This is a genomic window from Thermosynechococcus sp. M98_K2018_005 (assembly GCF_015295825.1).
Classification (GTDB): domain Bacteria; phylum Cyanobacteriota; class Cyanobacteriia; order Thermosynechococcales; family Thermosynechococcaceae; genus Thermosynechococcus.
In genome coordinates this window covers 36,999-59,331 of record NZ_DVEH01000027.1, presented here as the reverse complement: position 1 = coordinate 59,331, position 22,333 = coordinate 36,999, and the positions used below count along the sequence as shown (strand labels likewise).

Here is a 22,333-nt window from a genome sequence, read left to right as displayed (position 1 = left end):
GTTCGCTAGGTGTGCCATGTACTTAGAATTTAAGGCCAGCCAATCTGTCCGCCTCAGTATTGAAACACCCACGGCTCCCTTGCAGCACTACCTGCGTCAACCCCGGCGGCTTGTCTATGCCCTTACTGATCCAACCCGAGTGGAATTTTTGGGCAGCGATTGCTTTCGCCTCAAGATGCGTCCCCTCAACTTTCTCATGGTCAGCTTGCAGCCCACTGTGGATTTGGCTGTTCATGCCAATAGCGATGGCTCTTTACAATTGCGCTCCCTCGGCTGTGAAATTCGCGGAGTCGACTACATCAATCGCCGCTTTCGCCTCGCCCTCGAAGGTTACTTGTCTCCCCAAGCGACGGCGAACGGTACGGATTTGATTGGTCTAGCTGACTTGCAGGTGGGGGTAGATATTCCGCCGCCTTTGGATCTGACACCGCGCCCGATTCTCGAAGCCACCGGCAATGGCTTACTCAAGAGTGTTCTGTTAACGATTAAACAGCGCCTCAGTCAACACCTTGTCGCCGATTACCAGCGCTGGCTCACGGAAGTGGAAACCAATGGCAGTGGCGACTGGCTCACGCCTGTCCCTGTCAGTTCCAGCTAAAACTTCACTACAAATAGACCTGCTTCATGCTCAGTAACTGCGCAAGGCCAAAGAGTCCCCGCTGGAAACCCCTTGCAGCCACACCAAGGGCCAAGGCATCCAAGCGCTCTAGTTGGGGGGGGCGATTGACAAAGATAAGGGGCGTTTGCACCTGCTGATAAAAGGCACGGCAGTCTTCGTAGCTGCTGGCAATAATCCCACTGGCGGCGCTGCCATACTGGTGAATCCAATGCACTGCAGCGGTGAGATCCTCTTCGTAGTGCCATGCTAAGCGTTGATCCAGATAGGGGAGTGGCCACTCACTGGCGTCCACAAGGGGAATTTCGGGATAGTTGCGGTGTAAGTGCTCATCCACCCCCTGCTTGTAGCCCGCTTGAGTGAGTTCATTGATGACGAATGCGAGATGGGAGGGATTGACATTACCGAGCACAATCACCTTTTCAATGGCAAGGGCGCGATCGGGATTGGCTTGGTGGCTGTGCTGAATACAGTTGAGGACACTCTCTGGCGATACTGAGCCATCCCAAACAAGATAGGTATTACCAAGGGAAAGAGCGACGAAGGGACAGCGAGCAGCAGCGCGCTGCTCGGCCACAAAGCGGGAGCGGCCATAGGCAAGGGCTAAATCAACGGCGGTGGGATCTGCAAGCCAACTGGCTGGACTCAAGGAGAGGGTTTGAATGGCGGCTTTGGGCAGACTGGTTTTACTGAGGACGGCCTCGATGAGACTCGCGATCGCCCCAGCAGTATAGCGGCTACTTTCACCACTCCAGAGCACAAGGGCATTTCCTGTTTTGAGAGCCATGCCCGCCAGCATCAAACTTAAAGTGGGTAGCCCTTCATAAACCAAGGCCACTACCCCTAGGGGAACGGCATACTGAAACCGATCGGGTCGCGTTGGCAATGGTTGCTGCCATGGATCTGGGGCATGGTAGAGGTGCTCGAGCCACTGGCGAATACGGTGCAAGCGCTCGTGGGTCAGCCGCAGCCAGCCAAGAACAATCTGAGACACTGCTAGATCGCGGCTGGATTCAAGATCGAGGGTATTTTGCTCCAATAGGAGGGGTTCTGCTGTTGCTAGCTCCTCAATCAATCGCTTAAGAACGTTCTGACGGAGGGCATAGCTAACTTGGCTGAGGTGTGTACTGGCGACCCGCGCCTCCCTTAGCGGCTCAGGCAACATGGCCGCAGCGCATTCAACGACGGGACAGGACAATCCAGACTAAAAATGCTGGTGTCAGTGCAATCAACAGGGAGGCAATAATCCATAGTAACCCTTCAGGTTTTAAGGACAATTGTAGAAGTAAGGGCAGCCAGAGGAGAATAGGCATCAATAAAAAAAAGCTCAGGCCAATCGCAAAATACCAATGGCTTTCTGAGAAGCCCCGCTGCAACTGATTCCACTGCCATCCTGTCCAATACCACGCTCGCTTGTAGGGATAGGTGGTGGCCAACTGCTCAATGGAAAAGCCATCGGGACGAACAACAAAAATTTGCTGACAGCGCCGACAGCCAAAGGCTTCCGTCAGGGCGATCGGCACCAACTCCCCTTGGCGACGACAGGGGCAGGGGTAACTTGCATCGAGATCCAGTTTGTGAGGTTTAATCGGAGCCACGGTGGCTGTCCAAAACGCAAACGACAGGAAATGATTCGATGGAGGGCGATCGCTCGCCTACTGATACAGCATACAAAGAGAATTCTGTTTTGCCTGTGACTTATACAATTTGTTAAAGATAGCCGCGACAGTGGGATATTTCGATTTTTCTGCAACGAGAGAATGTAGGCTAGGATACAGTTCTGCCGCACCCCCTCTTGAGCATGATTCCCCAAGACTTTCTCGACCAAATTAACCCCGATCGCTACATTGTTCCTGTGGGGGAGAAATTTCACTGGAAGGACTATGATCCTGCGGATACCGCTGGCCTCAAAAGCAAAGTCGAAGCCCAAGAACTCCTTGCCGCTGGGATTAAGAAGCTAGCCGCCTACCAAGATGTTCTCTATGCCCAGAATATCTATGCGCTGCTGATTATCTTCCAAGCGATGGATGCAGCGGGCAAAGACAGCACGATCAAACACGTCATGAGTGGCATTAACCCCCAAGGCTGTCAGGTCTATAGCTTTAAGGCACCCAGTGCCGAGGAGTTGGATCATGACTTTTTGTGGCGAGCGAATCGGGCATTGCCGGCGCGAGGCTGTATTGGTATTTTTAATCGCTCCTATTACGAAGAAGTTCTCGTGGTGCGGGTACACCCCGATTTGCTCAATCGCCAGCAACTTCCCCCCGAAACCAAGACCAAGCACATCTGGCAAGAGCGCTTTGAGGACATCAATCACTACGAACGTTACTTAACCCGCAATGGTATTCTCATCCTCAAGTTTTTCCTGAATATCTCCAAAGCAGAGCAGAAAAAACGCTTTTTGGAGCGCATAAGTCGCCCAGAAAAAAACTGGAAATTTTCCATTGATGACGTGCGCGATCGCGCCCACTGGGACGACTATCGAGACGCCTATGCCGATGTCTTTCGCTACACCAGTACCGAATGGGCACCGTGGCACATTATTCCCGCCAATCGCAAGTGGTTTGCCCGCCTCATGGTAGCTCACTTCATTTATCAAAAGTTGGCGAGTCTCAACCTGCACTACCCAATTGTCAGTGAAGTCCACAAGCAGCAACTCCTAGAGGCAAAAGCGCTGCTGGAAAATGAACCCGACGAGGATTAGGCACTACCATCACCTTGGGGCACGTCTTGCCAGAGGGGGGTGATCTCCCGCAGACTTTGGTAATCGCCATTGCCAAGAATCAAATGATCCAGCACTGGAATCCCCATAAGCTGTCCCGCTTGCAGAATTTGTTTGGTTAAGTCCAGATCCGCTTGACTGGGAGAGAGATTGCCTGAGGGATGGTTGTGGGCAATGATCAGGCGGCTTGCATTGCGGCGCACCGCTTCACGGAAAATTTCGCGGGGATGGGCAAGGGTTTCTGTGGCGGTTCCCACCGTAATGACATGAGACCCCAACAGGCGATGGCGCACATCCAGCAAGAGAACGGCAAAGCGTTCCGTCGGTTGCCACATGAGATCGGTACTGAGGACAGCAGCAGCAAGGGCTGGATTGTCAATAATTGTTTGCTCCCCCGGCCGTGACTGAAAGACCCGCTTCCCCAGTTCCACAGCAGCCAGAATTGTCGTGGCTTTGGCGGGGCCAACACCGGGGATGGCCATCAATTCCTCTGGGGTAATGTCGCGTAAAACGCTGACAGCATCGCTACTGTCACCACTGCGCTCCCCCAACTGTTTGAGGATGAATTGTCCTAGGCCGACGGCTGAGAGTTTACCAGCCCCTTGACCGGTGCCCAGTAAAATCGCCAACAGTTCTGCTGAACTTAGATAGCGCGCACCTTGGCTGAGCAGCTTTTCACGCGGGCGATCGCCGACGGGCAGATCAGCAACACGGAGCGAGTAGGACATGGCAGCAACGATCAAGGGAATTGCTAAAAAGCATATCAAGATTTGCGTGCGGCAGCGTTGGAACTGGCTTAGAGAAATTTGCAAGAAGTAGTTGACTTTTATTTGCAAGTAGTTCAAGCTAAAGAAAGCAAAGAAACCGTTTTTCTCTGTGCAGCCTCAATGAACTTATTGCGAATCCACTCCTGACTTTCCTAGGGGGCAGGTGATGGTTACCTGTTCACGATCGCCCGATTGCCCTTGAATATCCTATAAATCGAGGCTTGCAGATACTTTGATCATTATTAAGGAGTGAATAATGGCGAGATCGATCGCGGTCTGGCTGGGGCTGGCTTTGGCTTCTGCTTGGGGAATGTCAGCGGCGCTAGCTGCAAATCAATTGCAAGATAGACCCCCTACGAGCAATGTGGATGCTTTTGAGTTTCTTGATGATGAGTTGCAACAAGCCACTCATTCAGTAACATCACCCTTGCCAGTGGCACAAATGCCAGCGGTGGCAGACTTAGAGGCTCAAGCTCCCCGACTCCCTGCCCCCGAGCCGTCTTTGGGAATGCAGCGGACAATGCCGCAAGTGACCTCGGTGAATCAACTCTCGGATGTGCGCCCCACGGACTGGGCCTATCAAGCCTTGGCGTCACTGGTGGAGAAATATGGCTGTATTGCCGGTTATCCCGATGGCACCTTTCGCGGCAACCGAGCAGCGACACGTTTTGAAATGGCTGCGGCTTTAAATGCCTGCCTCGATGTGATTAGCGATCGCTTTGCGAGCAAGGAAGATTTGGCCACCCTTCAGCGGCTAGCGGAGGAGTTTAGTAGGGAATTAGACGTGATCAAGGGACGGGTAACGAATCTGGAAGGCCGCGTTGCCAACCTTGAGGCGACCCAATTTTCCACCACTACTAAACTACGCGCTTCAGCAATTTTTAGTGTGTCCGATGTCCTCACGGGCACCCGAGCCGTTACGGCTCCTGGTCGTGGGCCAACCATCGAAGATAATCCCGTTGCCACCTACCGCGCTCGGCTGAACTTCGACACCAGTTTCTATGGCAAAGATGTCCTGCGGGTGCGCATTCAGGCGGCCAATATGCCTAACTACGGAACCGTTACCGGTACCAACATGGCACGCCTCAGCTACGACACCAACACTGGAGGCCAATTCGCCATTGATGACCTCTACTACCGCACCCCTCTGACCAACCGCCTGTTCCTTGCCTTTGACGCCGCAGCAGGGAACTTTGATAAGAATGTCTTCACCTTTAACCCCCTCTTGCAGTCCGATGAAACGGGAGCCATTAGCCGGTTTGGTCGCTTTAACCCCCTCTATCGCTTCGGTGGCGGTAACAGTGCCGGTCTAACCCTGCGTTACACACTCCTCGAAAATAAAGAGCAAGGCACGAGCCTCATCCTCAATCTTGGCTATCAAGCACCGAATGCCAACAATCCCAACCGTAACACCCCGAATACCAATGGTTTGATCGGGGGAGCCTATGCAGCCCTTGCTCAATTGGATTGGCGACCGGTGAAGAACTTAGCCCTCGGATTGACCTACGTGCGCTCCTTTGGTACCAGTGTTGCCGGCGGCACCGGAAGCAATGGTTTTGCCGGATCCGCTGATAACCCAATTGGTAGTAATGCCAACGCAGCAGCTGATAACTTTGGCTTTCAGTTTACCTATCGCCCGATTCCGAAGTTCAATATCGCCGGTTGGGTCGGCTACTCCAATGTCTATCAAGGGCAAAACTTCATTGGATCCCGGCCAGAAGCGGAGGTTTTGAACTGGGCAGCCACTTTTGCGGTACCGGACATCTGGCGCAAGGGCGATGTTCTGGGTTTGATTGTCGGCCAACCCCCACAGACCATTAGCGTCCGCAATGTGATAGGTGCCCCCAACGCGACGTTTAACTCCTACCACATTGAGGGGTTATACCGCATTCCCATTTCGCGGAATCTCTCGATCACACCGGGGGTCATTGCTTTGGTCAACCCCAACAGCAATAGTAATAATGCCCCAATCGTCCTCGGCGTGGTACGGACAACCTTTAGCTTCTAGCGTATTGCATCTTCCCTGCCCAACGGGGCGGGGCTTGACTTTAATCTTTGGGGGGTTAGAGCACTCTAAAGAGGCATCTGCTAAGGTAGGGGTACACCCCTTTTCTGGGGCGCACAACACAAAATAATTGCTAAGGTTGTTGAGTACTCACTTGGGAGCATTGCCCTATGTCCGAAAAACAAGTTTCGCCACCAGAGTCTCCGACGCCCGAACCTGAAACAGAAGCCGTCAGTCCAGAAGAGGTCACCGAACCACCAGAGTCCCCGACGCCCGAACCTGAAACAGAAGCCGTCAGTCCAGAAGAAGTCACCGAAGCGGCAAAAGCTCTCATTGCCGCGCTGCAACGGTTTGCAACTGCTCAACTCAAAGCCCTACCGGCGGATGTCCAAAAAGCCCTTGAAACAGCGATCGCAGAGCTGAAGTCGAATGCTGATACTGTCTCCAGCCATGTCAAGGATTTTGAGGAGCGACTCAAGGCTGCGTGGGAGGTGCTAACGGCAAAGAAAGAGTTGCCCAGTGGTGGTGATGGCGAGTCCTAGTCCGTTATTGCTTGAGCAATTCCCTTGGCAGGAGACACTCCAGTGGCAACCCACACCCCAACAGCAGGAACAGTTCGAACGCTTCTATGGGGCAATCCTCGCAGCCAACCAAGGGATCAACTTGACGCGGATTACGGCAGTCACTGAGTTTTGGGAGAAGCACCTCTGGGATTCATTGCGGGGGATTTTGCCCTGGCTTCAGCCTACTGGGGGCACGCTGGGAGGCACCAAGATTCAACAGGTCATTGATATTGGCAGTGGCGGTGGTTTTCCGGGGGTACCGGTGGCGATCGCCCGCCCCGATTGGTCAGTGACGCTCCTTGAAGCAACCCAAAAGAAAGTCAAGTTTTTGCACTCTCTCCCTTCAACCGTTGGTTTAGCCAACATTCACCCGCAATGGGGACGGGCAGAAGCCCATGAGCGCCGGTATGATTTGGCCTTGATTCGAGCCGTCGGTGATGTCGCTCGTTGTTGTGCCTATGGCTTGCCCCTATTGCGATCGGGGGGCGTTTTAGTCCTGTACCGAGGCCAATGGAGCAACGAGGATACCCAGCATTTAGAGACCCTCTTGCCGCGGTACCGCAGTCAACGACTGGATCTTCAGGCATTCACGACCCCCTTGAGCCATGCCCAGCGCCACTGCGTTTACCTTCAGCGTCAGGCTTGAATCAGCGATCTTAATCCTCGTGGGAAGTCTTGATGTAAATAAATATGACAATTGATGGTTTGGAAGTTTCGCCATACACATTTAGGGGGGGATCGGCTATACACAAATAGAGAGCAAACCAAAAGATGTATTGATTGGTTGGGGCAATTTGGCAAGTCTCGGAGGAATACTGTCAATGTTTAGAGATAATAATACAGGTTTTACAAGCTGGCTCGCCGATCTCGTCAATGGAATGGGTCTGGCATGGTGGGTCAAGATAGAAACGAAAACCCCCCCCTGCACCTACTACTTTGGCCCTTTTCTGACGCTCATGGAGGCGGAAAAAGAGAAGGATGGCTACATTGAGGATTTGAAGGCTGAGGGCGCAGAGGGACTTGAGGTTAGTGTCGTGCGCTGCCGTCCTAAAGAGGTGACCATTGACGCCGAAAAAAAGACGCGGGTGCCCCTTAGTGTTGGCATGACGTAGGTTAAAATTTGAGTTGGTTCTAAAGCCCTTTATCCTATAGCATGGTGCCGTCTTAAAGTTTTTTTCTCAGTCTCTTCACTGGACGCCAACCCCAACAAGGCCATGTTCAGCGTTACCAAGGCGGATGGAATTCTCTGGGCGATCGCCTTTATTACGGGGTGCATTTTCAGTCTTTTTCAGTGGGGGTGGCTGGGGGTCTTGGTCGTGGGGGGAATCCTCTATGGGGGGCGTCGTTGGGGCGGCAAGATTCGGCTGCACCTGCCTTCGAGTCAAAGTTTTGCGATCGCCAGCGGGGTTGCCCTCTTGGCAGTGGCCTATGTGTGGCTGCGCACGCCCCAGCCGGGGGTGAATGACATCAGCAGGTTAGTGCCGCGTCTTGGGGCGTTGAATCTACCGCCAACGGTGCTCGTCGAGGGGCGTGTTGAAACCACACCACTACCTAATCGCGCTGGGCGACTACGCTTTTTCCTAGGAGTGGAGCGCTATCAAAATCTCAGTCAGGTATCTGCCCAAAGTGGGGTGCTGCAAGGGAGAGCCAGTGGCCGCCTCTATGTGACGCTGCCAGCCGAGGAAGGGGCAAAGCTACATCCCAGCCAACGGATCCAGATTTCGGGGCGGCTCTATCTGCCTCGTGGGGGGGGCAGTGAGTTTTTTCGTGCCTTTAACTTTCGGCAGCAACTTCAGTTGCAGCATACCTTTGCCGGCTTAGCAGGCAATAAGGTCACGATTTTGGATCGGGGATCGCCCTGGGGGCTGTGGGCACTGCGGCAGCGAATTGTCCAAGTCCATGCCCAAGGGTTGGGCGATCGCTATGGTGCTGTGGTCTCGGCAATGGTGTTAGGGAACCGCGCGGTAGCCATTCCCTTTGAGGTGCGCGACAGCTTTCGGCGGGTGGGGCTATCCCATGCCTTGGCGGCGTCGGGGTTTCATACGGCGATTCTGTTAGCGGTTGTCTTGGCGGTGGCGCGTTTGTTGCCGCAGCAGTGGCGCTATGGTTTGGGGGCTGGGGTCTTGGTGCTCTTTGCCTGTTTGAGTGGGTTTGCCCCCTCAGCAATTCGCGCTGTGTTGATGGGTTTGGCGGGGTTAGTGGCTTTAGTGAATGGCCAAAAGGGACAACCCCTCGTGATTCTGCTGGCGATCGCCACTGCCATGCTGATCTACAATCCCCTGTGGATTGAGGACATTGGCTTCCAGTTAAGCTTCCTAGCGACATTGGGTCTAATTGTCAGTGCTCAACCGATTAGCGATCGCCTCGATTGGTTGCCAGCGCCCCTGCGTAACCTTGTTGCGGTGCCCCTCGCCGCCACCCTTTGGGTACTTCCCCTCTCTTTAGCAATCTTCGGTATTTTTCCGGTGTATGGTCTGCTGGCCAATGTCGTTGCCAATTTGCCCCTGGTTTTCTTGACGGTTGGCGGCTTCATCAGTGCAATGGTCGGCCTCCTCATTCCGCCTGTGGGCTCGGCTCTTGCTTGGCTCCTCTACTACCCCACAGCCTTCCTCCTGTGGCTGATTCAAACCATCGGTCAGTGGCCGGGGGCAACGATCGCCCTCGGCAGTTTGGGTTGGTTCCAAGTTGTTGTTCTCTATGGCCTGATCGTCCTTGTGTGGCTGAGTCCTCGCTGGCGGCGCCGCTGGTTTTTGCTGTTTACCCTTGGTGTCACTCTTGTTCTAGTGCCCTTTATTCTGCGCCAAAACACCCTCTTTCAAGCTACGGTTCTTGCCAATACACAGGTTCCGACACTGGTGATTCAGCAACCAGCGGGGACAGTCGTCATTAATGGGGGGGATTCCCAAGGGCTAACGGCTTTCTTGGCTCAAGAGGGCATTAACCGCATTGATTGGGCGGTGGCCAGCGATCGCCAGTACCGTCAACAACAGGGCTGGCGCGACATTCATGGGATCACCCCAATTCGCCAGTTTACGGATGTGCCAACGGCCAAGAGTGATCCTGCCTACCGGGAAATGTTGACCACCCTCAAGGTGCCCCATCAATCGCTACCTCTGCGGCAACCCGTTCAACTGGGTCAGGTGAAAATTACTGTCCTGCGGGCGGATCCAGCTATCTTGACCTTGGAGATGGGCAATACCCAGTGGCTCTTTGTCAGTGATCCGAGTCGCGATGCCGCTCAAACCGATTGGCTGGCCGTGACGCCCGTGGAGCCACCGCAAGTTCTCTGGTGGTGGGGGCGCAAATTAACACCACGCCTCTTTGAGATTGTCAAGCCGCGCAGTGTCATTCTTAGTCGCAACGCCCTTGAGCCCGCGATCGCCAGCTACCTAAAGCAGAAACAAATTCCCTATTTTGTGGTTGGAGAAGTAGGAGAAGTGCGCTGGCAGGCCGATGGCTCCCTGAGGGCCAACGCTCCTCAAAACGATGGCTTGGTTTAGCTCTCACTTTGTCGCAAGCGTAAATGTGCGGTTGCCAATGTTTCTTGGAGTACCTGCTGAATGCGCTGCGAATCGGGGGTTTTGCCCCCCATCAGGTCGCCAAAATAGACACAGGCGGCTTCCCCCAAGGCCCAAGTATAGGCCGCCGCCCAAGAGGCAGAGAGCACCGCTCCCCAACCCGGAATAAATTTAATCAACTGTTGCCCCACCAACCGCGCCACAAATCCGCCACCAATTGTGGTCAAGATGCCCCCGGCTTGGGAAGGTGAAAGGGTCTGACCGTACAACTGCCCCAACAGCACCACCATCACCACCTGCACCCCCACAAGGAGTGGCATCGTGGCAAAGGGCAAAGGCACTGCCGCCAAGGTTCCCGCCATCACTGCAAAGGGGGCAATGTAACGCCGCCCCACTTGACGATAGAGGGGAGCCAATTGATCACTGAGATGGGATTGGGCGACTAACTGGTGAAGCAATTGGGCTTCTGCTTTGGGCAGCACCGCCTCTAGGGTTGCAGCAAGGGCCTCAAAGCCATAAAAAACAGGGGTGTAGCCGTCTTCCTCCAACGTAAAGTCAAGGGGAATGACGCGATCGCTAATGTCGGCAAAGCGTTCCTTCAGGCCGGCGATCGCCAAGTTAACCTCGGGAACCTCTGGGGGGTAGGGGGGATGATTTTCTTGATGCGGGGGATATAACTCGTGGAGACAGGTAATGGCCAAAATAAAGGGAATCTCTGGATGGGCTTTCTTAAGCGCCTTTGCCACTTGGTGCAGGCGATCGCCCGCAAAATCCGTTACCTTGACCGTCAAAATAATTACCCGCGCCCGTTGACTTTGCTGCAACAGGTGATCCAATTCCGCCACTACCTCAGCCGTTTGCTCTGGCGTTTCCCCCAAGCCCACCGTATCCGTGAAGGTGAGCAGTGGCAGTTCAGCCGTGGGATAGTCATAGCGCTGTGTTTGCCGAGTATGGGGACGAAACCCCGCCCCGACAATACTGGCATCGGCACCCGTCATTGCCCGCACAATCGAACTTTTCCCCGATTGGGGTTTGCCAATCAGCAAGACTTCCGTTGCCGGTAACTCCTGCCGTGCCCTAGCCAAGACCTCCGCCAGCGCCGTTGCATCCACCTGAAACCAGCGGCTCAGGAACTGCCCATAGGAGCCTAAGAATTTAGGCTTGGGTTTCTCCACAGGCGTCGTCACCGTAGCTGGGGGATTCGCGGTAGATCGCATCCAGTTGAGCACGGGCATCCTCCACACTGAGAGAGCGCATCACCAACAGGGGTTCATCAATCACGTGGCCATCGCTATCCAAGAGTTCGGGATGGGTCACCCGTGGCGGTGAAAGTTGCCGTTGTGATTCAATGCCGAGGGTCAACAAACTACGAATCAGATTAGCCATCGCCAGTAGTGCCAAGACCGTAAAGGCAACAATATAAATCAACTGCAACATGAAGAAAGCACCTCCGAGCCAAGCGCTGAGAATGGTTTAAGCGTCACAAGATTTGGATAAGCGATAGTGGTGGGCAACCTGCCAGCACTCCATCAAGAGCGTATGCCACTGCATGAGTACCTGTGTATCAACCCCCACTTGGCCGTCCGTTGCCCGAAAGAGGCTTTGGGTAGCAATCACATCGTTGAGAGCGGTCTCCACCCGTTCAAGGAGTGTCTGCTGTTCCGCCACGGTCAAGAAGGGAATCACTTCTGTCTGCAACAGCGATCGCGATCGCGTGAACCAGTACTGAAAATCTTCAAGTAGCGGCTCCAGCAAGACCTTAAGTAGTTGAGGTTCAGGTAAATTTGAGTGCAGCATAGGGATTGATGAGGGCGACCTACTTCTATCTTAAATCTTAAACTCGTTTACATATTGTTACACTGTTAATCTTTGACTGCATCTTTCCTCAGCGCGATCGTTTGGAAGGAATCGAAGAGACGGTGTACCCTAAAAAAAGACTCAAAAATACCAACCTTGTCCCCATTACACAGTGTGCATAGGTATGGACATCCGCGACTTTTTTGCCCAAAGTGCTGGCCGCTGGTTTTCCCAACGTACCAGTCATCACTTGGCCTTTAAGCAAACCGAGTCAGGCAAGTCTCAGTTAACCATTGAATTACTGTCTGTGGATGATCCTGCGGTCATTGCCCTGTGTCAGCAATATGAGATGGATCCCGCTTGGGCAGTGTGCGGTGCACGGGTCAGTTGGGACGGCACGATGGAATGGGACAGCGAGAAGCATGAAGGTTCAACGGTACTGGTGCCGATCATGGATCAGGGGTCGCGGATGGAAGGCAAGCTCCTGCGGGAAATGGGCTATGCCGAAAAAGCACCGGTTGCCGGTCGTTTCAGTATGGGCAGTGATGGTGCCCTGACATTAATTACCGAATATGAAACGATGTATTCCGAAGAGCGCCTTTGGTTTGCCAGCCCCAATCTACGCCTGCGCACCAGTATTCTCAAGCGCTTTGGTGGCTTTAGTATGGCCTCCTTCTGCTCAGAAATTCGCTTAGGAGTGACGCAACCCGCCAATTCCTGATGGTCTTTCTCCACGTTGCCATTAACGTCACGGATTTGGAGCGAGCTGCTGCCTTCTATGAAGGGTTGCTGGGTCTTAGCCCCGTTGATCGCCCCCTGAAATTTCCCGGCCGTTGGTATCAAATCGGTACGGTGCAAATTCATCTCATCCCAGCGGAGAAGGTGGTCGATCCCTGTCAAGATGAGCGGTGGGGACGTAACCCCCACTTTGCCCTTGGCGTAACTGATTTAGCCAGTCTCGAACAACGCCTAGCCACAGCCCAAATTCCGTTGCAGCGCAGTGCCTCAGGACGAGCCGCAATCTTTGTCGCGGATCCCGATGGCAATCTGATTGAACTCACTCAAGTGTCCTAGAGGACCAATTTGGCCGTTCCCAAGAACTGAATGCCCCTTGGCTCAATGGTAAAACGATAGGGCAGAATTTCTACCCCTTGGTTGTAGGCGGCGCGTAAGAGTTGTCCATAGGTGGGATCGGCACTGTCCCCCGGTGCAAAGCGATCGCAATCACCGCGATTGATGAAGTAGAGTATACACACACGAGTGTCTGGCTGAGTTTGCCGTAGCCATTGCAGTTCCCGCAGATGCTTTTGGCCTCGGGTGGTCACTGTATCAGGAAACAGGGCTAAGCTCCCTTGCGCCCAAGTGGTATTTTTCACTTCAACATAGGCAGGGGGCTGTTGGGGATGATCCGTCAAGTAAAAGTCAATGCGGCTACGCTCTTGACCATAGGCCACCTCTCGTTGCTGAGTGCCGTACCCAGCCAGTTCCGGTAGGATGCCTGCCGCCAATGCCGCAGCAATCACCCGGTTCGGGAGACTCGTATTTACCCCTACCCATGTGCCATCAACAAAAATCATTTCCCAGGTATAGGCCAGCTTGCGCTTGGGATCCGCATGGTAGGAGACCTGGACAGGGGCACCCACTTGGCAAATTCCTGTCATGGGCCCTGTATTCGGGCAGTGGGCTGTGATGCGATCGCCAGAGGTCAACTCAATCTCAGCAAAAAATCGCTGATAGCGCCGACAGAGAATTCCTGCTTGGAGCGGTGGATAGTGCCAACACAACGTGGGAGTCACAGGCGACCCGTAGAAAGCGCAAGTCTCTATTCTACCCCTAAAAGTAAAATGCCAGCCTCCCTCGGTGATATGGAAGCCAGCATTTTACGGAATATTAAAGGAGATTTAAGGTTAAGGTCTATATAGGCTGACCTCAATTGAATACCCTTATCATGGCATCACTTCTTGGCAGAGGCAGCTTTCCTAATCTTTTCTTTATATTTATGTTGCAAAGGTCTGATCTTTCGTTACATGTCTTAGGGTTTCGCAGTATTGTCTTGAAAACCCCCCTGTCTTCATCACAAGAAACGCCCCTAAATCCCGTAGTATTAAGATGTATGTCGCAAATCTTAAAAATTTCTGAGGTATGACCGCCGAAACCCCTGATGTTGCACCCTTAGATCGGTTTGAGTGCCGTGCCTGCGGCTACATCTATGAACCCTCGAAGGGAGACGAGAATCGCTCGATTCCGCCAGGGACAGCCTTTGCTGATCTCCCCGTGAACTGGCGGTGTCCAGTGTGCAGTGCTCCGAAAAAGCAATTTAGCAACATTGGACCTGTGGGATCTCCCTCAGGCTTCAAGGAAAATCTGAACTACGGCTTGGGTGTGAATCGCCTCACCCCCGGCCAAAAAAATATCCTCATTTTTGGTGGTCTTGCCCTTGCCGTTCTTTTTCTACTGAGTTTCTATAATGTTCGCTAAACAAATTGACACTTATTGGCAAAAAATGAAAGGCATCCAGTTCCTGCATTGGCTACTAGTGACCGTTGTCCTCTGGGTGAGCCTGAGTACCCCTGCCCTTGCCATCCCCGCCTTAGACTACAACCCTTGGGAAGCCATCCAACTACCAACAACCTCAACCATTCTCGATATGAGCTTTATTGACCGGAATCACGGTTGGTTGGTGGGTGCCAATGCCACACTGATGGAAACTCGCGACGGTGGTCAAACTTGGGAACCCCGCACGCTGGTTTTAGATAATCCCGACTATCGCTTCAACAGCGTTAGCTTCCAGGGGAACGAGGGCTGGATTGTCGGTGAGCCACCCATTCTGCTGCACACGACCGATGGTGGCCAATCTTGGAGTCAAATTCCCCTCAATCCCAAACTTCCCGGCTCACCCCGCCTGATCAAAGCCCTCGGCAATGGCGCTGCGGAAATGATGACCGATGTAGGCGCCATTTACCGTACCAAAGATAGTGGCAAAAACTGGCAAGCATTAGTCCAAGAAGCTATTGGGGTCATGCGCAACCTCAATCGTTCGCCCTCTGGTAAGTATGTGGCTGTCTCCTCGCGGGGGAGCTTTTATTCCACATGGGAACCGGGACAAATCGCTTGGGAACCCCACAATCGTACCACCTCGCGCCGTGTCCACAATATGGGCTTTACCCCCGATGGTCGGCTCTGGATGATTGTCAATGGCGGTAAAATTGCCTTCTCTGATCCAGACAATTCCGAAAATTGGGGAGAACTCCTGAGTCCCCTGCGTCGCAATAGCGTTGGCTTCCTCGATCTGGCCTACCGCACACCCAATGAAGTATGGCTGGCAGGGGGTGCTGGCGTACTGCTCTGTAGCCAAGATGGCGGCCAAACGTGGCAGCAGGATGTGGATGTAAAAAAAGTCCCCTCCAACTTTTATAAAATTCTTTTCTTTAGTCCCGATCAAGGGTTCATTATTGGCCAGAAGGGAATCTTGCTGCGGTATGTAACTGACTTGACGGCTGCTTCGGCGTAACTTAGAAAATAACTGTGGAGCATCTGGTAGAGTCTCGTTATGAACTCCAGCAGCACTTCATTCTCCCTCCATGAGGGTAGGGGTTTCTTGCGCAATATCTGGTACTATGGTCTGCCAGCTACTGACCTCAAGCCGCGTCAGTCTCAAGCCAAAGTACTCCTGGGGGAACCCATCCTATTTTGTCGTACCACCTCGGGTAAACCCTTTGCCCTGCGCAATCTTTGCCCCCACCGTGGTGTTCCCCTGCACTATGGTCGCTTTGATGGGGAAGAGGTGGAGTGCCCCTACCATGGTTGGCGCTTTAATGCCCACGGCCACTGTACGCTGATTCCCTCCCTCACCAGTGATAGTGATGTCGAGCTCAAGCATTTTGGTGTCTTGAGCTATCCGGTGCGGGAGGTGCAGGGTAATCTCTGGATTTTTTTTCCGGCTAATGAGCGCAATGTCAGCGACCCCGCTTTAGAAGTACCCTTAGTTCCCGGATTTAGTGCCGAGACCCAACCCCAATTCGTGCAGAAATTCATCTGTCGGGGACATCTTGACCAGGTGTTTATCAACCTTATGGATCCCTCCCATGCGCCCTTTATCCATAGGGCGTGGTGGTGGCGCACGCGGGGCAAACTCTTTGAGAAGGCAAAAACCTTTGATCCGTCGCCCTATGGCTTTACAATGCGCCGCCATCCCCTGCTGCGCAAATCTTGGGCGCACCGTATTTTAGGCGGTCACCCTGAGGTGGAAATTATCTATCGGCTGCCGGGGATTCGCATCGAAACGAATTATAGCGATCGCCACAAGTTTTGTGTGCTGATTACCCTCACCCCCATCAACGATCAGGAAACTGAACTGACTGCCACCTACTACTGGACCTTTCCGTGGCTCGCCCCCCTGAAACTCCTACTAGCTCCCTTAGCGCGGGAATTTCTGAACCAAGATTTGCGCATTGTGGCCAAGCAGAGCGAAGGCCTGAAGTACAATCCACCGTTGACCCTTATTAAGGAAGCAGATTACCAAGCCAAGTGGTACTACCAGGTTAAACGCGAGTACGAAAAAGCCACCCAAGAGGGACGGGAATTTGTCAACCCCCTGAAAACCCAAGTTCTGCGCTGGCGCTAAAGGCAGCAGCCCCTCTGGTAGGATCAGAGGGTTAGATCATTCACACCGGCTGTACCTATGCTCCTAGACCTATCGGGAAAACGCGCCCTTGTGACAGGCATTGCCAATAACCGCTCCATTGCTTGGGGGATTGCTCAACAGCTCCATGCAGCGGGTGCCGAACTGGCAGTGACATATCTTCCCGACGAGCGGGGAAAGCTGAAGCAAAAGGTTGAGGAACTCACAGCCCCCCTTGCTCCCAAGTTGCTCCTGCCGCTGGATGTGCAGCAACCTCAACAAATTGACGAGGCCTTTGCGGCGATTCAATCCACTTGGGGTGGCTTAGAGATTTTGATTCACTGTTTGGCCTTTGCCCAAAAAGAAGATCTCAGTGGTGACTTTTCCGCCATCTCCCTTGAAGGCTTTAATCTCGCTCTCGACATCAGTGCCTACTCCCTCATCTCTCTCAGCCGTGCCGCTAAACCATTGATGACCAACGGCGGGTCAATCATTACCCTGACCTATTTGGGGGGTGTGCGGGTGGTGCCGAACTACAATGTCATGGGGATTGCCAAGGCCGCCCTAGAAATGAATGTGCGCTACCTTGCGGCAGAACTGGGGCCTCGGAATATCCGTGTCAATGGTATTTCCGCTGGTCCGATTCGCACCTTAGCTTCCTCAGCAGTGGGGGGCATTCTCGACATGATTCACCATGTGGAAGCCACGGCGCCGCTGCGGCGCACGGTGACCCAAACAGAAGTGGGCAACACAGCAGCTTTTCTTGCCAGTGATCTAGCCAGTGGCATCACTGGTCAAATTCTCTATGTGGATTCGGGTTACTGCATCATGGGAATGTGAAGGCCATGCGCTAGAGTAGAGTCAACGAGTTATTGACGAGGCAAAGCATGGGTTTACTTGATCGTGTGGGCATGGTGATTCGCTCTAACCTCAATGCCCTAGTCAGTGCTGCCGAAGATCCAGAAAAAATTCTTGAGCAAACGATTATTGATATGAATGCCGACTTGGTAAAGTTACGCCAAGCGGTTGCTCAGGCCATTGCCGCCCAAAAACGACTCGAACAACAGTACACCCAAAATCTTAAGGATGCCCAGCAGTGGGAAGAGCGGGCACGCCTTGCCCTCAGTAGAGGAGATGAAGCACTGGCTCTCGAAGCCTTGAATCGCAAGAAAACTGCCGCAGATACTGCTGTCGCCCTTAAAGCCCAAGTGGATCAAATGGCGGTGCAGGTGAAAACCCTCAAGGACAACTTGACCGCTCTTGAAAGCAAAATTTCTGAGGCCAAAACGAAGAAGGAAATGCTCAAAGCGCGTGCCCGTGCAGCCAAGGCCTCAGAGCAGATTCATCAAGCGGTCAGCAAGGTGGGTACCTCCAATGCGATGGCGGCATTTGAACGCATGGAAGATAAAGTCCTACAAATGGAAGCCCGCTCTCAAGCGATCGCTGAACTGAGTGGCGATACTCTCGAAAGTAAATTCCAAGCGCTCCAAAGCGGCGCCAACAAACAAGATGTGGAATTTGAACTGCTAGAAATGAAGCGGCAGATGGGCTTGTTGCCCGATGCTCCCTCTGCGGGGACACTTCCCCAGACCTCCAGTGGCAGCAGTCAGTTAAATATTAATATCAACGTCTCTACTCCTGAAGTGCAGGACGCGCCACGCACCAGTGCATCGTCTCAGAGTAAATCTATTGATGACGATATGGCAGAACTCCGCCGCCTACTGGAGAGTTAACTTAAATGGGTCGCCTGGGATTCGAACCCAAGACCAATCGGTTAAAAGCCGAGTGCTCTACCGCTGAGCTAGCGACCCGCGCTGTTTCACAGCTTTTTTAGTATAGGGAAAACCCCCTTGAAAGACAAGGGGTTAGGGGGAAAGCCAGCGGGGAAATTCACAAAATTGTTCTCGGCTGAGGAGATGAATACGCGGATGTGCCTCGGCCTGGGCGCGATCGCCAGCGGTGGTGTAGCCCCATGTGGCCAAGAAGAGTTCTGTTTCCTCTAGTTCCGGTGTAGCCGCAACCTGTAGCAGTGCCCCAAGGCGATCCTCAACGAACCACAGGGGAGCACCATAGGTTGACTGAAGCGCTTCAAGAATCACAGACTTGGACTGCTGTTGCTCTTTACCATAGATGGCCTCTGGGGGAAAGGCGATGCCCGCTTGCTTCAGCAAATAGGTAACAAAGCGCTGCTCCTTGGTGGTGACAATGGCGAGGGGTTGTCCTTGGGCTTGCCAGCGTTGCAGAGCCGCCACAACACCCTCATAAAAGTCATGGAGCGCCAGCCAGCTTTGCCAGTCCGTTGCAATCCAGCGATCGCGCAGGCCGTCCACTCGTTCTCCCAAATCGGTGGCAGTGAGATGGTAGGTAGCAAGTAGGCAATCACGCACCTTTGGCCAGTTTTGGAGAATCTCTTGAGTAGGGGTGCCTTCAAGGATTGCCCGCAATAGGAGTGGCATCTCCCAACCCACCGTAATCACAGGGCGCAATTGACCAAATTGCCTTTCTAGTTCCTCTAGGGAAAGCACAAGGGGCTGATCAGGCCACACTTGCTGATATACCCGCCAACTGGTTCGAAAATATTCCCGTAGGCCATTGCAGAGGACGCCATCAAAGTCTAAGGCCAGTAATGAGGGTAATATTTGTGGCATTGCTGTCTAAAACCTAACTGGGGCGGGAGGATTCGAACCCCCGAATGGCGGGACCAAAACCCGCTGCCTTACCGCTTGGCGACACCCCATTGCATCGCTCTGTTAGCATAACAAGTTTGGCTTGGTTTGTTCAAGGGATGGACTGATTTTTTTTCGTGCCTAAATGCTGTAGTACAGGGGAAAGGACTTTGCCTCCCGTGGCTTAATAAAGACCTGCTGTTGCGGTTCAAGGCGCAGTTCGTCAAAGCGCTCTCGCGATAGGTGTGCCATCAATTCCTGCCCATCGTCTAGGCGCAGTTCTACCTGAATTTCCCAACCCAAGTGAATGATGCGGTGAATGCGAGCTGAGACGGTGTTACCATTGGGACTCGTTTCAATAATGATGTCGCGCGGGCGCAGAAAAATATCGCAGTGGGCAGCCGTGCCTTCACTTTGCTGGAAGACGCGGGAGCGTAAGACATTCACAGGGCCAATAAAACTCATCACAAAGGGGCTGGCGGGATGGTCGTAAATTTCAGCAGGGGTGCCCACCTGCTCCACTTGACCTTTGTTCATGACGACAATTTGATCCGCGACTTCCATCGCTTCCTCTTGATCATGGGTCACGAAGACCGTTGTCACATGGACATCATCGTGGAGGTGACGTAACCATGCTCGCAGTTCTTTGCGCACCTTGGCATCAAGGGCACCAAAGGGTTCATCCAGCAACAGCACCTTTGGTTCTACAGCAAGGGCACGGGCAAGAGCCACCCGCTGGCGTTGTCCCCCAGAGAGCTGAGAGGGGTAGCGATCGCCTAAGCCAGCCAACTGCACCAACTCGAGCAACTCCTCGACCCGAGCTTTGATCTTGGCACGGGGCACCTTGCGCAACTCTAGGCCAAAGGCGATATTTTGACGCACAGTCATGTGCTTAAAAAGGGCATAGTGCTGAAAGACGAAGCCAATATTACGCTCTTGGACACTTTGATAGGTGGCGTCCTTGCCCGTGAGCAGAATCCGGCCAGTGTCAGGCATTTCTAGACCCGCAATCAGTCGCAGTAAGGTTGATTTACCAGAACCCGAAGGCCCCAACAGCGCTACCAAAGAACCACTGGCAATATCCAAATCCACCTGCTTGACGGCTTGAAAGGAGCCAAAGGACTTAGAAACGTTTTCAATAGTGATGCCCATAGGACTGCCAGCAATACTCTAGTTTCTCTATAAGATTACCGTAGTTTTGAAGTCTTGTGTCTCTGCCCACAGGGCAAACGCATACTCAGATAGTGGCAAGGAGAGGAGCGAGGTAGTCAAAGCCACATCCGGCACCCAGTCCACTTGGTTTTCAATCCCCCAATGGCAACGCACCGCTGGCGTTTTTCTAACTCCACTCACTGTTCGCGATTGGTCTGTACTTCTAATCGCACAGCCTCAATTTTTGCGCCCATGGTGTTAAATTTCTCATCAACAGCCTTGAATTTTTGGTTAATGGTGGCCTCTATTACATTGAACTTTTCATCAATAGCCTTGAATCGTTCATTGAGAGTTGCTTCCATTGTGTTGAATTTTGCATCGAATTTGACTTCGATTGCATTGAGTCTTTCTTCAAACTTGGTCTCCATTGCTTGGAGCTTCTGATCGACGATGTTGAATTTCTGATCGGTTTAGGAAGGTTGTCTCATTGGCAGGAGTTAAGGGGCAAAGATAGGCCTGCACCAATGTCTGATAGAAGCCTAAGACGCGCTTATCTTTGAAGACAGCAGGAACACGGGCAAAGGCAGCACGGGAAATAATGGCATATTCAGGAATGGCAAATACGCTTGTGTCATTGGCTTGATACTGTGGCCAAAAGTAGGGAGTGAGGTGGGGAAGTTTCTGGAGAATCCGTTCAATTTCTGCTTGAGCAACAGCCATCGCCTTATCGGTTGTGGGAGCACCATTAAAGAAAATAGGCAAAGGAAGGGGCCCCCCTTCGCGGCGCAATGTGTGAATTTCGTTAAAAAGAAATTGGTGAATCACCTGAGCGGCATTGTTGAGGGAGGAGAGATCGGTGTGGCGGGTGGGAATCAAAACGGCGTCACTGGCATACACGGCGCTCTTACTTAAAAAGAGCCAAGCACTGGGGCAGTCAATGAGGATGTAGTCGTAGCGATCGCGCAAGGGGGCGAGGAGTTCCCGCAGGCGGGTAATGGGTGGATGTTGGGTTTGCATCGCCTGAATGAGGATGCTTTGCAGTTGCGGCGCAGCGGGAATGACATCAAAAATATGGGCAGACTTGATACTGCTGCTGGTGCGAATGCGCAGGTCAAAAGGTCGAATCGTAGCCGTAATCGGCTCCTCAGGGTTTTGCAGACAAGCCGCAAGGGTTGTACCTGTGGGGGTTAGCTCAAGGGCGCGGCTGAGATCCCCTTGGGGGTCGCAATCAACGAGCAAGACAGCGGCATCTGCCACAGCAAGGGTGGCGCCCAAGTTAATTGTGGTGGTGGTTTTGCCGACTCCCCCCTTGTGGTTATAGAGACAGAGGGTGGTGGCACGGGGGCGCGATCGCAAGCAGGTTTTGAGATCGTCGATAATGCTCTCAAGGCGATCGCCCGTCAGTTCATAGTTGGGCGTTACTGGATAGACCAAGTGGCCGTGGCGTTGAAAAAGCTGTAGATGGCGGGCATTTGTAATTAATCCCCAAGTGGTTCCTTGGCAATGGCAACCCCTGAGAAGTTGGCGGAGTTGTTGCAGAGCGCGGCTATGGTGCGCAGACCCATTCTCAAGGTTCAAGGCCACAGTTTGACTGGGGGTATTGCGGGAGCGACGGGCAGGGGGTTTAATCTCCACAATTAAATCGGGGTTAACTTGAATCTGAGAAAAAGGAGGCTGATGCTCCCGGGGAAAACGGGCTGCCACATCGGCAATGCCCATACCTGTGTCAAAAGAGGAGACACGATCGCGATCGCCAAAGCCCAACATACTCAGGAGCGGTTGCACAAAGTGCTGCTCAATAACGGCTTCAGAGGTTTCGTCACCGTGAATTTGTTGCCATTGCGATCGCAAGCGGGAAATATCCAACGTTAAGCACCACCCAGCCGTCTTGAATCTTTCAGAATAG

25 protein-coding genes and 2 tRNA genes are annotated in these 22,333 nt (G+C 53.1%); 14 read left to right on the top strand and 13 right to left on the bottom strand.

Features of this window, described 5'->3' with window-relative positions:
• Window positions 1-16 precede the first annotated feature (16 nt).
• On the top strand, window positions 17-598 hold the full coding sequence (locus IGQ15_RS03620) for a DUF1997 domain-containing protein (RefSeq protein ID WP_297048741.1): 582 nt from the start codon (window positions 17-19) through the stop codon (window positions 596-598).
• Between the two features lie 7 nt (window positions 599-605).
• Here the strand turns inward: IGQ15_RS03620 and IGQ15_RS03615 are convergent, their stop codons facing one another.
• Both IGQ15_RS03615 and IGQ15_RS03610 read right to left on the bottom strand, forming a co-directional pair.
• Complete coding sequence (locus tag IGQ15_RS03615) at window positions 606-1,781, bottom strand: hypothetical protein (RefSeq protein ID WP_297048740.1); 1,176 nt, start codon at window positions 1,779-1,781, stop codon at window positions 606-608.
• A 13-nt stretch (window positions 1,782-1,794) separates the two neighbouring features.
• Window positions 1,795-2,214 (bottom strand): hypothetical protein, encoded by a 420-nt coding sequence (locus tag IGQ15_RS03610; protein ID WP_297048739.1) that lies wholly within the window; start codon window positions 2,212-2,214, stop codon window positions 1,795-1,797.
• Between the two features lie 203 nt (window positions 2,215-2,417).
• Between IGQ15_RS03610 and IGQ15_RS03605 the strand changes: the two genes are divergently transcribed.
• On the top strand, window positions 2,418-3,320 hold the full coding sequence (locus IGQ15_RS03605) for a polyphosphate kinase 2 family protein (RefSeq protein ID WP_297048754.1): 903 nt from the start codon (window positions 2,418-2,420) through the stop codon (window positions 3,318-3,320).
• Here IGQ15_RS03605 and radC read toward each other — a convergent pair.
• Window positions 3,317-4,066, bottom strand: coding sequence for a DNA repair protein RadC (gene radC, locus IGQ15_RS03600; protein WP_297048738.1), 750 nt, complete (start codon window positions 4,064-4,066; stop codon window positions 3,317-3,319). The two genes, IGQ15_RS03605 and radC, sit on opposite strands and share 4 nt — an antisense overlap.
• A 295-nt stretch (window positions 4,067-4,361) precedes the next feature.
• Here radC and IGQ15_RS03595 point away from each other — a divergent pair, with 295 nt between their 5' ends.
• The 5 genes from IGQ15_RS03595 to IGQ15_RS03575 all read left to right on the top strand — a co-directional run bounded on the left by IGQ15_RS03595 (window position 4,362) and on the right by IGQ15_RS03575 (window position 10,173).
• On the top strand, window positions 4,362-6,113 hold the full coding sequence (locus tag IGQ15_RS03595; RefSeq protein ID WP_297048737.1) for an iron uptake porin: 1,752 nt from the start codon (window positions 4,362-4,364) through the stop codon (window positions 6,111-6,113).
• A 167-nt stretch (window positions 6,114-6,280) separates the two neighbouring features.
• Window positions 6,281-6,652, top strand: a complete 372-nt coding sequence (locus IGQ15_RS03590) for a hypothetical protein (RefSeq protein ID WP_297048736.1) — start codon at window positions 6,281-6,283, stop codon at window positions 6,650-6,652.
• Window positions 6,639-7,319: a 16S rRNA (guanine(527)-N(7))-methyltransferase RsmG gene (rsmG, locus tag IGQ15_RS03585; protein WP_297048735.1), complete on the top strand. Its 681-nt coding sequence runs from the start codon at window positions 6,639-6,641 to the stop codon at window positions 7,317-7,319. The genes IGQ15_RS03590 and rsmG overlap by 14 nt, the downstream gene beginning before the upstream one ends.
• Window positions 7,320-7,494: 175 nt before the next feature.
• Window positions 7,495-7,785, top strand: a complete 291-nt coding sequence (locus IGQ15_RS03580; RefSeq protein ID WP_297048734.1) for a DUF1816 domain-containing protein — start codon at window positions 7,495-7,497, stop codon at window positions 7,783-7,785.
• 102 nt (window positions 7,786-7,887) lie between these two features.
• The gene (locus IGQ15_RS03575) at window positions 7,888-10,173 is read left to right on the top strand and encodes a ComEC/Rec2 family competence protein (protein ID WP_297048733.1); all 2,286 of its coding nucleotides are present in this window, start codon (window positions 7,888-7,890) and stop codon (window positions 10,171-10,173) included.
• Here IGQ15_RS03575 and IGQ15_RS03570 read toward each other — a convergent pair.
• From IGQ15_RS03570 to IGQ15_RS03560, 3 genes are read right to left on the bottom strand one after another with little or no spacing between them, the layout of a single operon-like run.
• Window positions 10,170-11,378, bottom strand: a complete 1,209-nt coding sequence (locus IGQ15_RS03570) for a GTPase (RefSeq protein WP_297048732.1) — start codon at window positions 11,376-11,378, stop codon at window positions 10,170-10,172. The genes IGQ15_RS03575 and IGQ15_RS03570 overlap by 4 nt on opposite strands.
• A complete protein-coding gene (locus tag IGQ15_RS03565; RefSeq protein WP_297048731.1) occupies window positions 11,347-11,628 on the bottom strand; it encodes a DUF2973 domain-containing protein in 282 nt (93 codons plus the stop codon). The genes IGQ15_RS03570 and IGQ15_RS03565 overlap by 32 nt, the downstream gene beginning before the upstream one ends.
• Window positions 11,629-11,664: 36 nt before the next feature.
• The gene (locus tag IGQ15_RS03560; RefSeq protein ID WP_297048730.1) at window positions 11,665-11,988 is read right to left on the bottom strand and encodes a DUF2605 domain-containing protein; all 324 of its coding nucleotides are present in this window, start codon (window positions 11,986-11,988) and stop codon (window positions 11,665-11,667) included.
• A gap of 184 nt (window positions 11,989-12,172) precedes the next feature.
• Between IGQ15_RS03560 and IGQ15_RS03555 the strand changes: the two genes are divergently transcribed.
• Both IGQ15_RS03555 and IGQ15_RS03550 read left to right on the top strand, forming a co-directional pair.
• Window positions 12,173-12,709, top strand: a complete 537-nt coding sequence (locus IGQ15_RS03555; protein ID WP_297048728.1) for a phycobiliprotein lyase — start codon at window positions 12,173-12,175, stop codon at window positions 12,707-12,709.
• Complete coding sequence (locus IGQ15_RS03550; RefSeq protein WP_297048726.1) at window positions 12,709-13,062, top strand: VOC family protein; 354 nt, start codon at window positions 12,709-12,711, stop codon at window positions 13,060-13,062. The genes IGQ15_RS03555 and IGQ15_RS03550 overlap by 1 nt, the downstream gene beginning before the upstream one ends.
• Here IGQ15_RS03550 and sfsA read toward each other — a convergent pair.
• Entirely contained in the window at window positions 13,059-13,784 is a 726-nt protein-coding gene (gene sfsA, locus IGQ15_RS03545) for a DNA/RNA nuclease SfsA (RefSeq protein ID WP_297048724.1), read from the bottom strand. The genes IGQ15_RS03550 and sfsA overlap by 4 nt on opposite strands.
• 346 nt (window positions 13,785-14,130) lie before the next feature.
• On the opposite strand from sfsA, the gene IGQ15_RS03540 reads away from it, so the two are divergent.
• The 5 genes from IGQ15_RS03540 to IGQ15_RS03520 all read left to right on the top strand — a co-directional run bounded on the left by IGQ15_RS03540 (window position 14,131) and on the right by IGQ15_RS03520 (window position 18,342).
• Window positions 14,131-14,466 (top strand): rubredoxin, encoded by a 336-nt coding sequence (locus IGQ15_RS03540; RefSeq protein ID WP_149819429.1) that lies wholly within the window; start codon window positions 14,131-14,133, stop codon window positions 14,464-14,466.
• The gene (locus tag IGQ15_RS03535) at window positions 14,456-15,499 is read left to right on the top strand and encodes a photosynthesis system II assembly factor Ycf48 (protein ID WP_297048721.1); all 1,044 of its coding nucleotides are present in this window, start codon (window positions 14,456-14,458) and stop codon (window positions 15,497-15,499) included. Before IGQ15_RS03540 ends, IGQ15_RS03535 begins: the two co-directional genes overlap by 11 nt.
• Window positions 15,500-15,586: 87 nt before the next feature.
• Window positions 15,587-16,612 carry an aromatic ring-hydroxylating dioxygenase subunit alpha gene (locus IGQ15_RS03530; RefSeq protein WP_297048720.1) on the top strand — a complete coding sequence of 342 codons (1,026 nt, stop codon included), beginning with the start codon at window positions 15,587-15,589 and terminating at the stop codon, window positions 16,610-16,612.
• A gap of 57 nt (window positions 16,613-16,669) precedes the next feature.
• Window positions 16,670-17,449: an enoyl-ACP reductase FabI gene (fabI, locus tag IGQ15_RS03525; protein ID WP_297048718.1), complete on the top strand. Its 780-nt coding sequence runs from the start codon at window positions 16,670-16,672 to the stop codon at window positions 17,447-17,449.
• A 47-nt stretch (window positions 17,450-17,496) separates the two neighbouring features.
• Entirely contained in the window at window positions 17,497-18,342 is an 846-nt protein-coding gene (locus IGQ15_RS03520; RefSeq protein ID WP_297048716.1) for a PspA/IM30 family protein, read from the top strand.
• Window positions 18,343-18,348: 6 nt separating this feature from the next.
• Here IGQ15_RS03520 and IGQ15_RS03515 read toward each other — a convergent pair.
• The 6 genes from IGQ15_RS03515 to IGQ15_RS03490 all read right to left on the bottom strand — a co-directional run bounded on the left by IGQ15_RS03515 (window position 18,349) and on the right by IGQ15_RS03490 (window position 22,293).
• Window positions 18,349-18,420 (bottom strand) — tRNA-Lys (locus tag IGQ15_RS03515).
• 54 nt (window positions 18,421-18,474) lie between these two features.
• Entirely contained in the window at window positions 18,475-19,257 is a 783-nt protein-coding gene (locus IGQ15_RS03510; RefSeq protein WP_297048715.1) for an HAD family hydrolase, read from the bottom strand.
• Between the two features lie 17 nt (window positions 19,258-19,274).
• Window positions 19,275-19,346: transfer RNA gene (locus tag IGQ15_RS03505), tRNA-Gln, on the bottom strand.
• Window positions 19,347-19,416: 70 nt separating this feature from the next.
• On the bottom strand, window positions 19,417-20,427 hold the full coding sequence (locus tag IGQ15_RS03500; RefSeq protein ID WP_297048712.1) for a TOBE-like domain-containing protein: 1,011 nt from the start codon (window positions 20,425-20,427) through the stop codon (window positions 19,417-19,419).
• A 197-nt stretch (window positions 20,428-20,624) separates the two neighbouring features.
• Window positions 20,625-20,855: a hypothetical protein gene (locus tag IGQ15_RS03495; protein ID WP_297048711.1), complete on the bottom strand. Its 231-nt coding sequence runs from the start codon at window positions 20,853-20,855 to the stop codon at window positions 20,625-20,627.
• Window positions 20,839-22,293 (bottom strand): ParA family protein, encoded by a 1,455-nt coding sequence (locus IGQ15_RS03490; protein ID WP_297048709.1) that lies wholly within the window; start codon window positions 22,291-22,293, stop codon window positions 20,839-20,841. The genes IGQ15_RS03495 and IGQ15_RS03490 overlap by 17 nt, the downstream gene beginning before the upstream one ends.
• Window positions 22,294-22,333 lie beyond the last annotated feature (40 nt).

Coding starts and splice junctions, on each gene's coding strand:
- IGQ15_RS03620 (WP_297048741.1), top strand. CDS start 17: ATGTACTTAGAATTTAAGGCCAGCCAATCTGTCCGCCTCAGTATTGAA.
- IGQ15_RS03615 (WP_297048740.1), bottom strand. CDS start 1,781: ATGTTGCCTGAGCCGCTAAGGGAGGCGCGGGTCGCCAGTACACACCTC.
- IGQ15_RS03605 (WP_297048754.1), top strand. CDS start 2,418: ATGATTCCCCAAGACTTTCTCGACCAAATTAACCCCGATCGCTACATT.
- radC (WP_297048738.1), bottom strand. CDS start 4,066: ATGTCCTACTCGCTCCGTGTTGCTGATCTGCCCGTCGGCGATCGCCCG.
- IGQ15_RS03595 (WP_297048737.1), top strand. CDS start 4,362: ATGGCGAGATCGATCGCGGTCTGGCTGGGGCTGGCTTTGGCTTCTGCT.
- IGQ15_RS03590 (WP_297048736.1), top strand. CDS start 6,281: ATGTCCGAAAAACAAGTTTCGCCACCAGAGTCTCCGACGCCCGAACCT.
- rsmG (WP_297048735.1), top strand. CDS start 6,639: ATGGCGAGTCCTAGTCCGTTATTGCTTGAGCAATTCCCTTGGCAGGAG.
- IGQ15_RS03580 (WP_297048734.1), top strand. CDS start 7,495: ATGTTTAGAGATAATAATACAGGTTTTACAAGCTGGCTCGCCGATCTC.
- IGQ15_RS03575 (WP_297048733.1), top strand. CDS start 7,888: ATGTTCAGCGTTACCAAGGCGGATGGAATTCTCTGGGCGATCGCCTTT.
- IGQ15_RS03565 (WP_297048731.1), bottom strand. CDS start 11,628: ATGTTGCAGTTGATTTATATTGTTGCCTTTACGGTCTTGGCACTACTG.
- IGQ15_RS03560 (WP_297048730.1), bottom strand. CDS start 11,988: ATGCTGCACTCAAATTTACCTGAACCTCAACTACTTAAGGTCTTGCTG.
- IGQ15_RS03555 (WP_297048728.1), top strand. CDS start 12,173: ATGGACATCCGCGACTTTTTTGCCCAAAGTGCTGGCCGCTGGTTTTCC.
- IGQ15_RS03550 (WP_297048726.1), top strand. CDS start 12,709: ATGGTCTTTCTCCACGTTGCCATTAACGTCACGGATTTGGAGCGAGCT.
- IGQ15_RS03540 (WP_149819429.1), top strand. CDS start 14,131: ATGACCGCCGAAACCCCTGATGTTGCACCCTTAGATCGGTTTGAGTGC.
- IGQ15_RS03535 (WP_297048721.1), top strand. CDS start 14,456: ATGTTCGCTAAACAAATTGACACTTATTGGCAAAAAATGAAAGGCATC.
- fabI (WP_297048718.1), top strand. CDS start 16,670: ATGCTCCTAGACCTATCGGGAAAACGCGCCCTTGTGACAGGCATTGCC.
- IGQ15_RS03520 (WP_297048716.1), top strand. CDS start 17,497: ATGGGTTTACTTGATCGTGTGGGCATGGTGATTCGCTCTAACCTCAAT.
- IGQ15_RS03510 (WP_297048715.1), bottom strand. CDS start 19,257: ATGCCACAAATATTACCCTCATTACTGGCCTTAGACTTTGATGGCGTC.
- IGQ15_RS03500 (WP_297048712.1), bottom strand. CDS start 20,427: ATGGGCATCACTATTGAAAACGTTTCTAAGTCCTTTGGCTCCTTTCAA.
- IGQ15_RS03495 (WP_297048711.1), bottom strand. CDS start 20,855: ATGGAGACCAAGTTTGAAGAAAGACTCAATGCAATCGAAGTCAAATTC.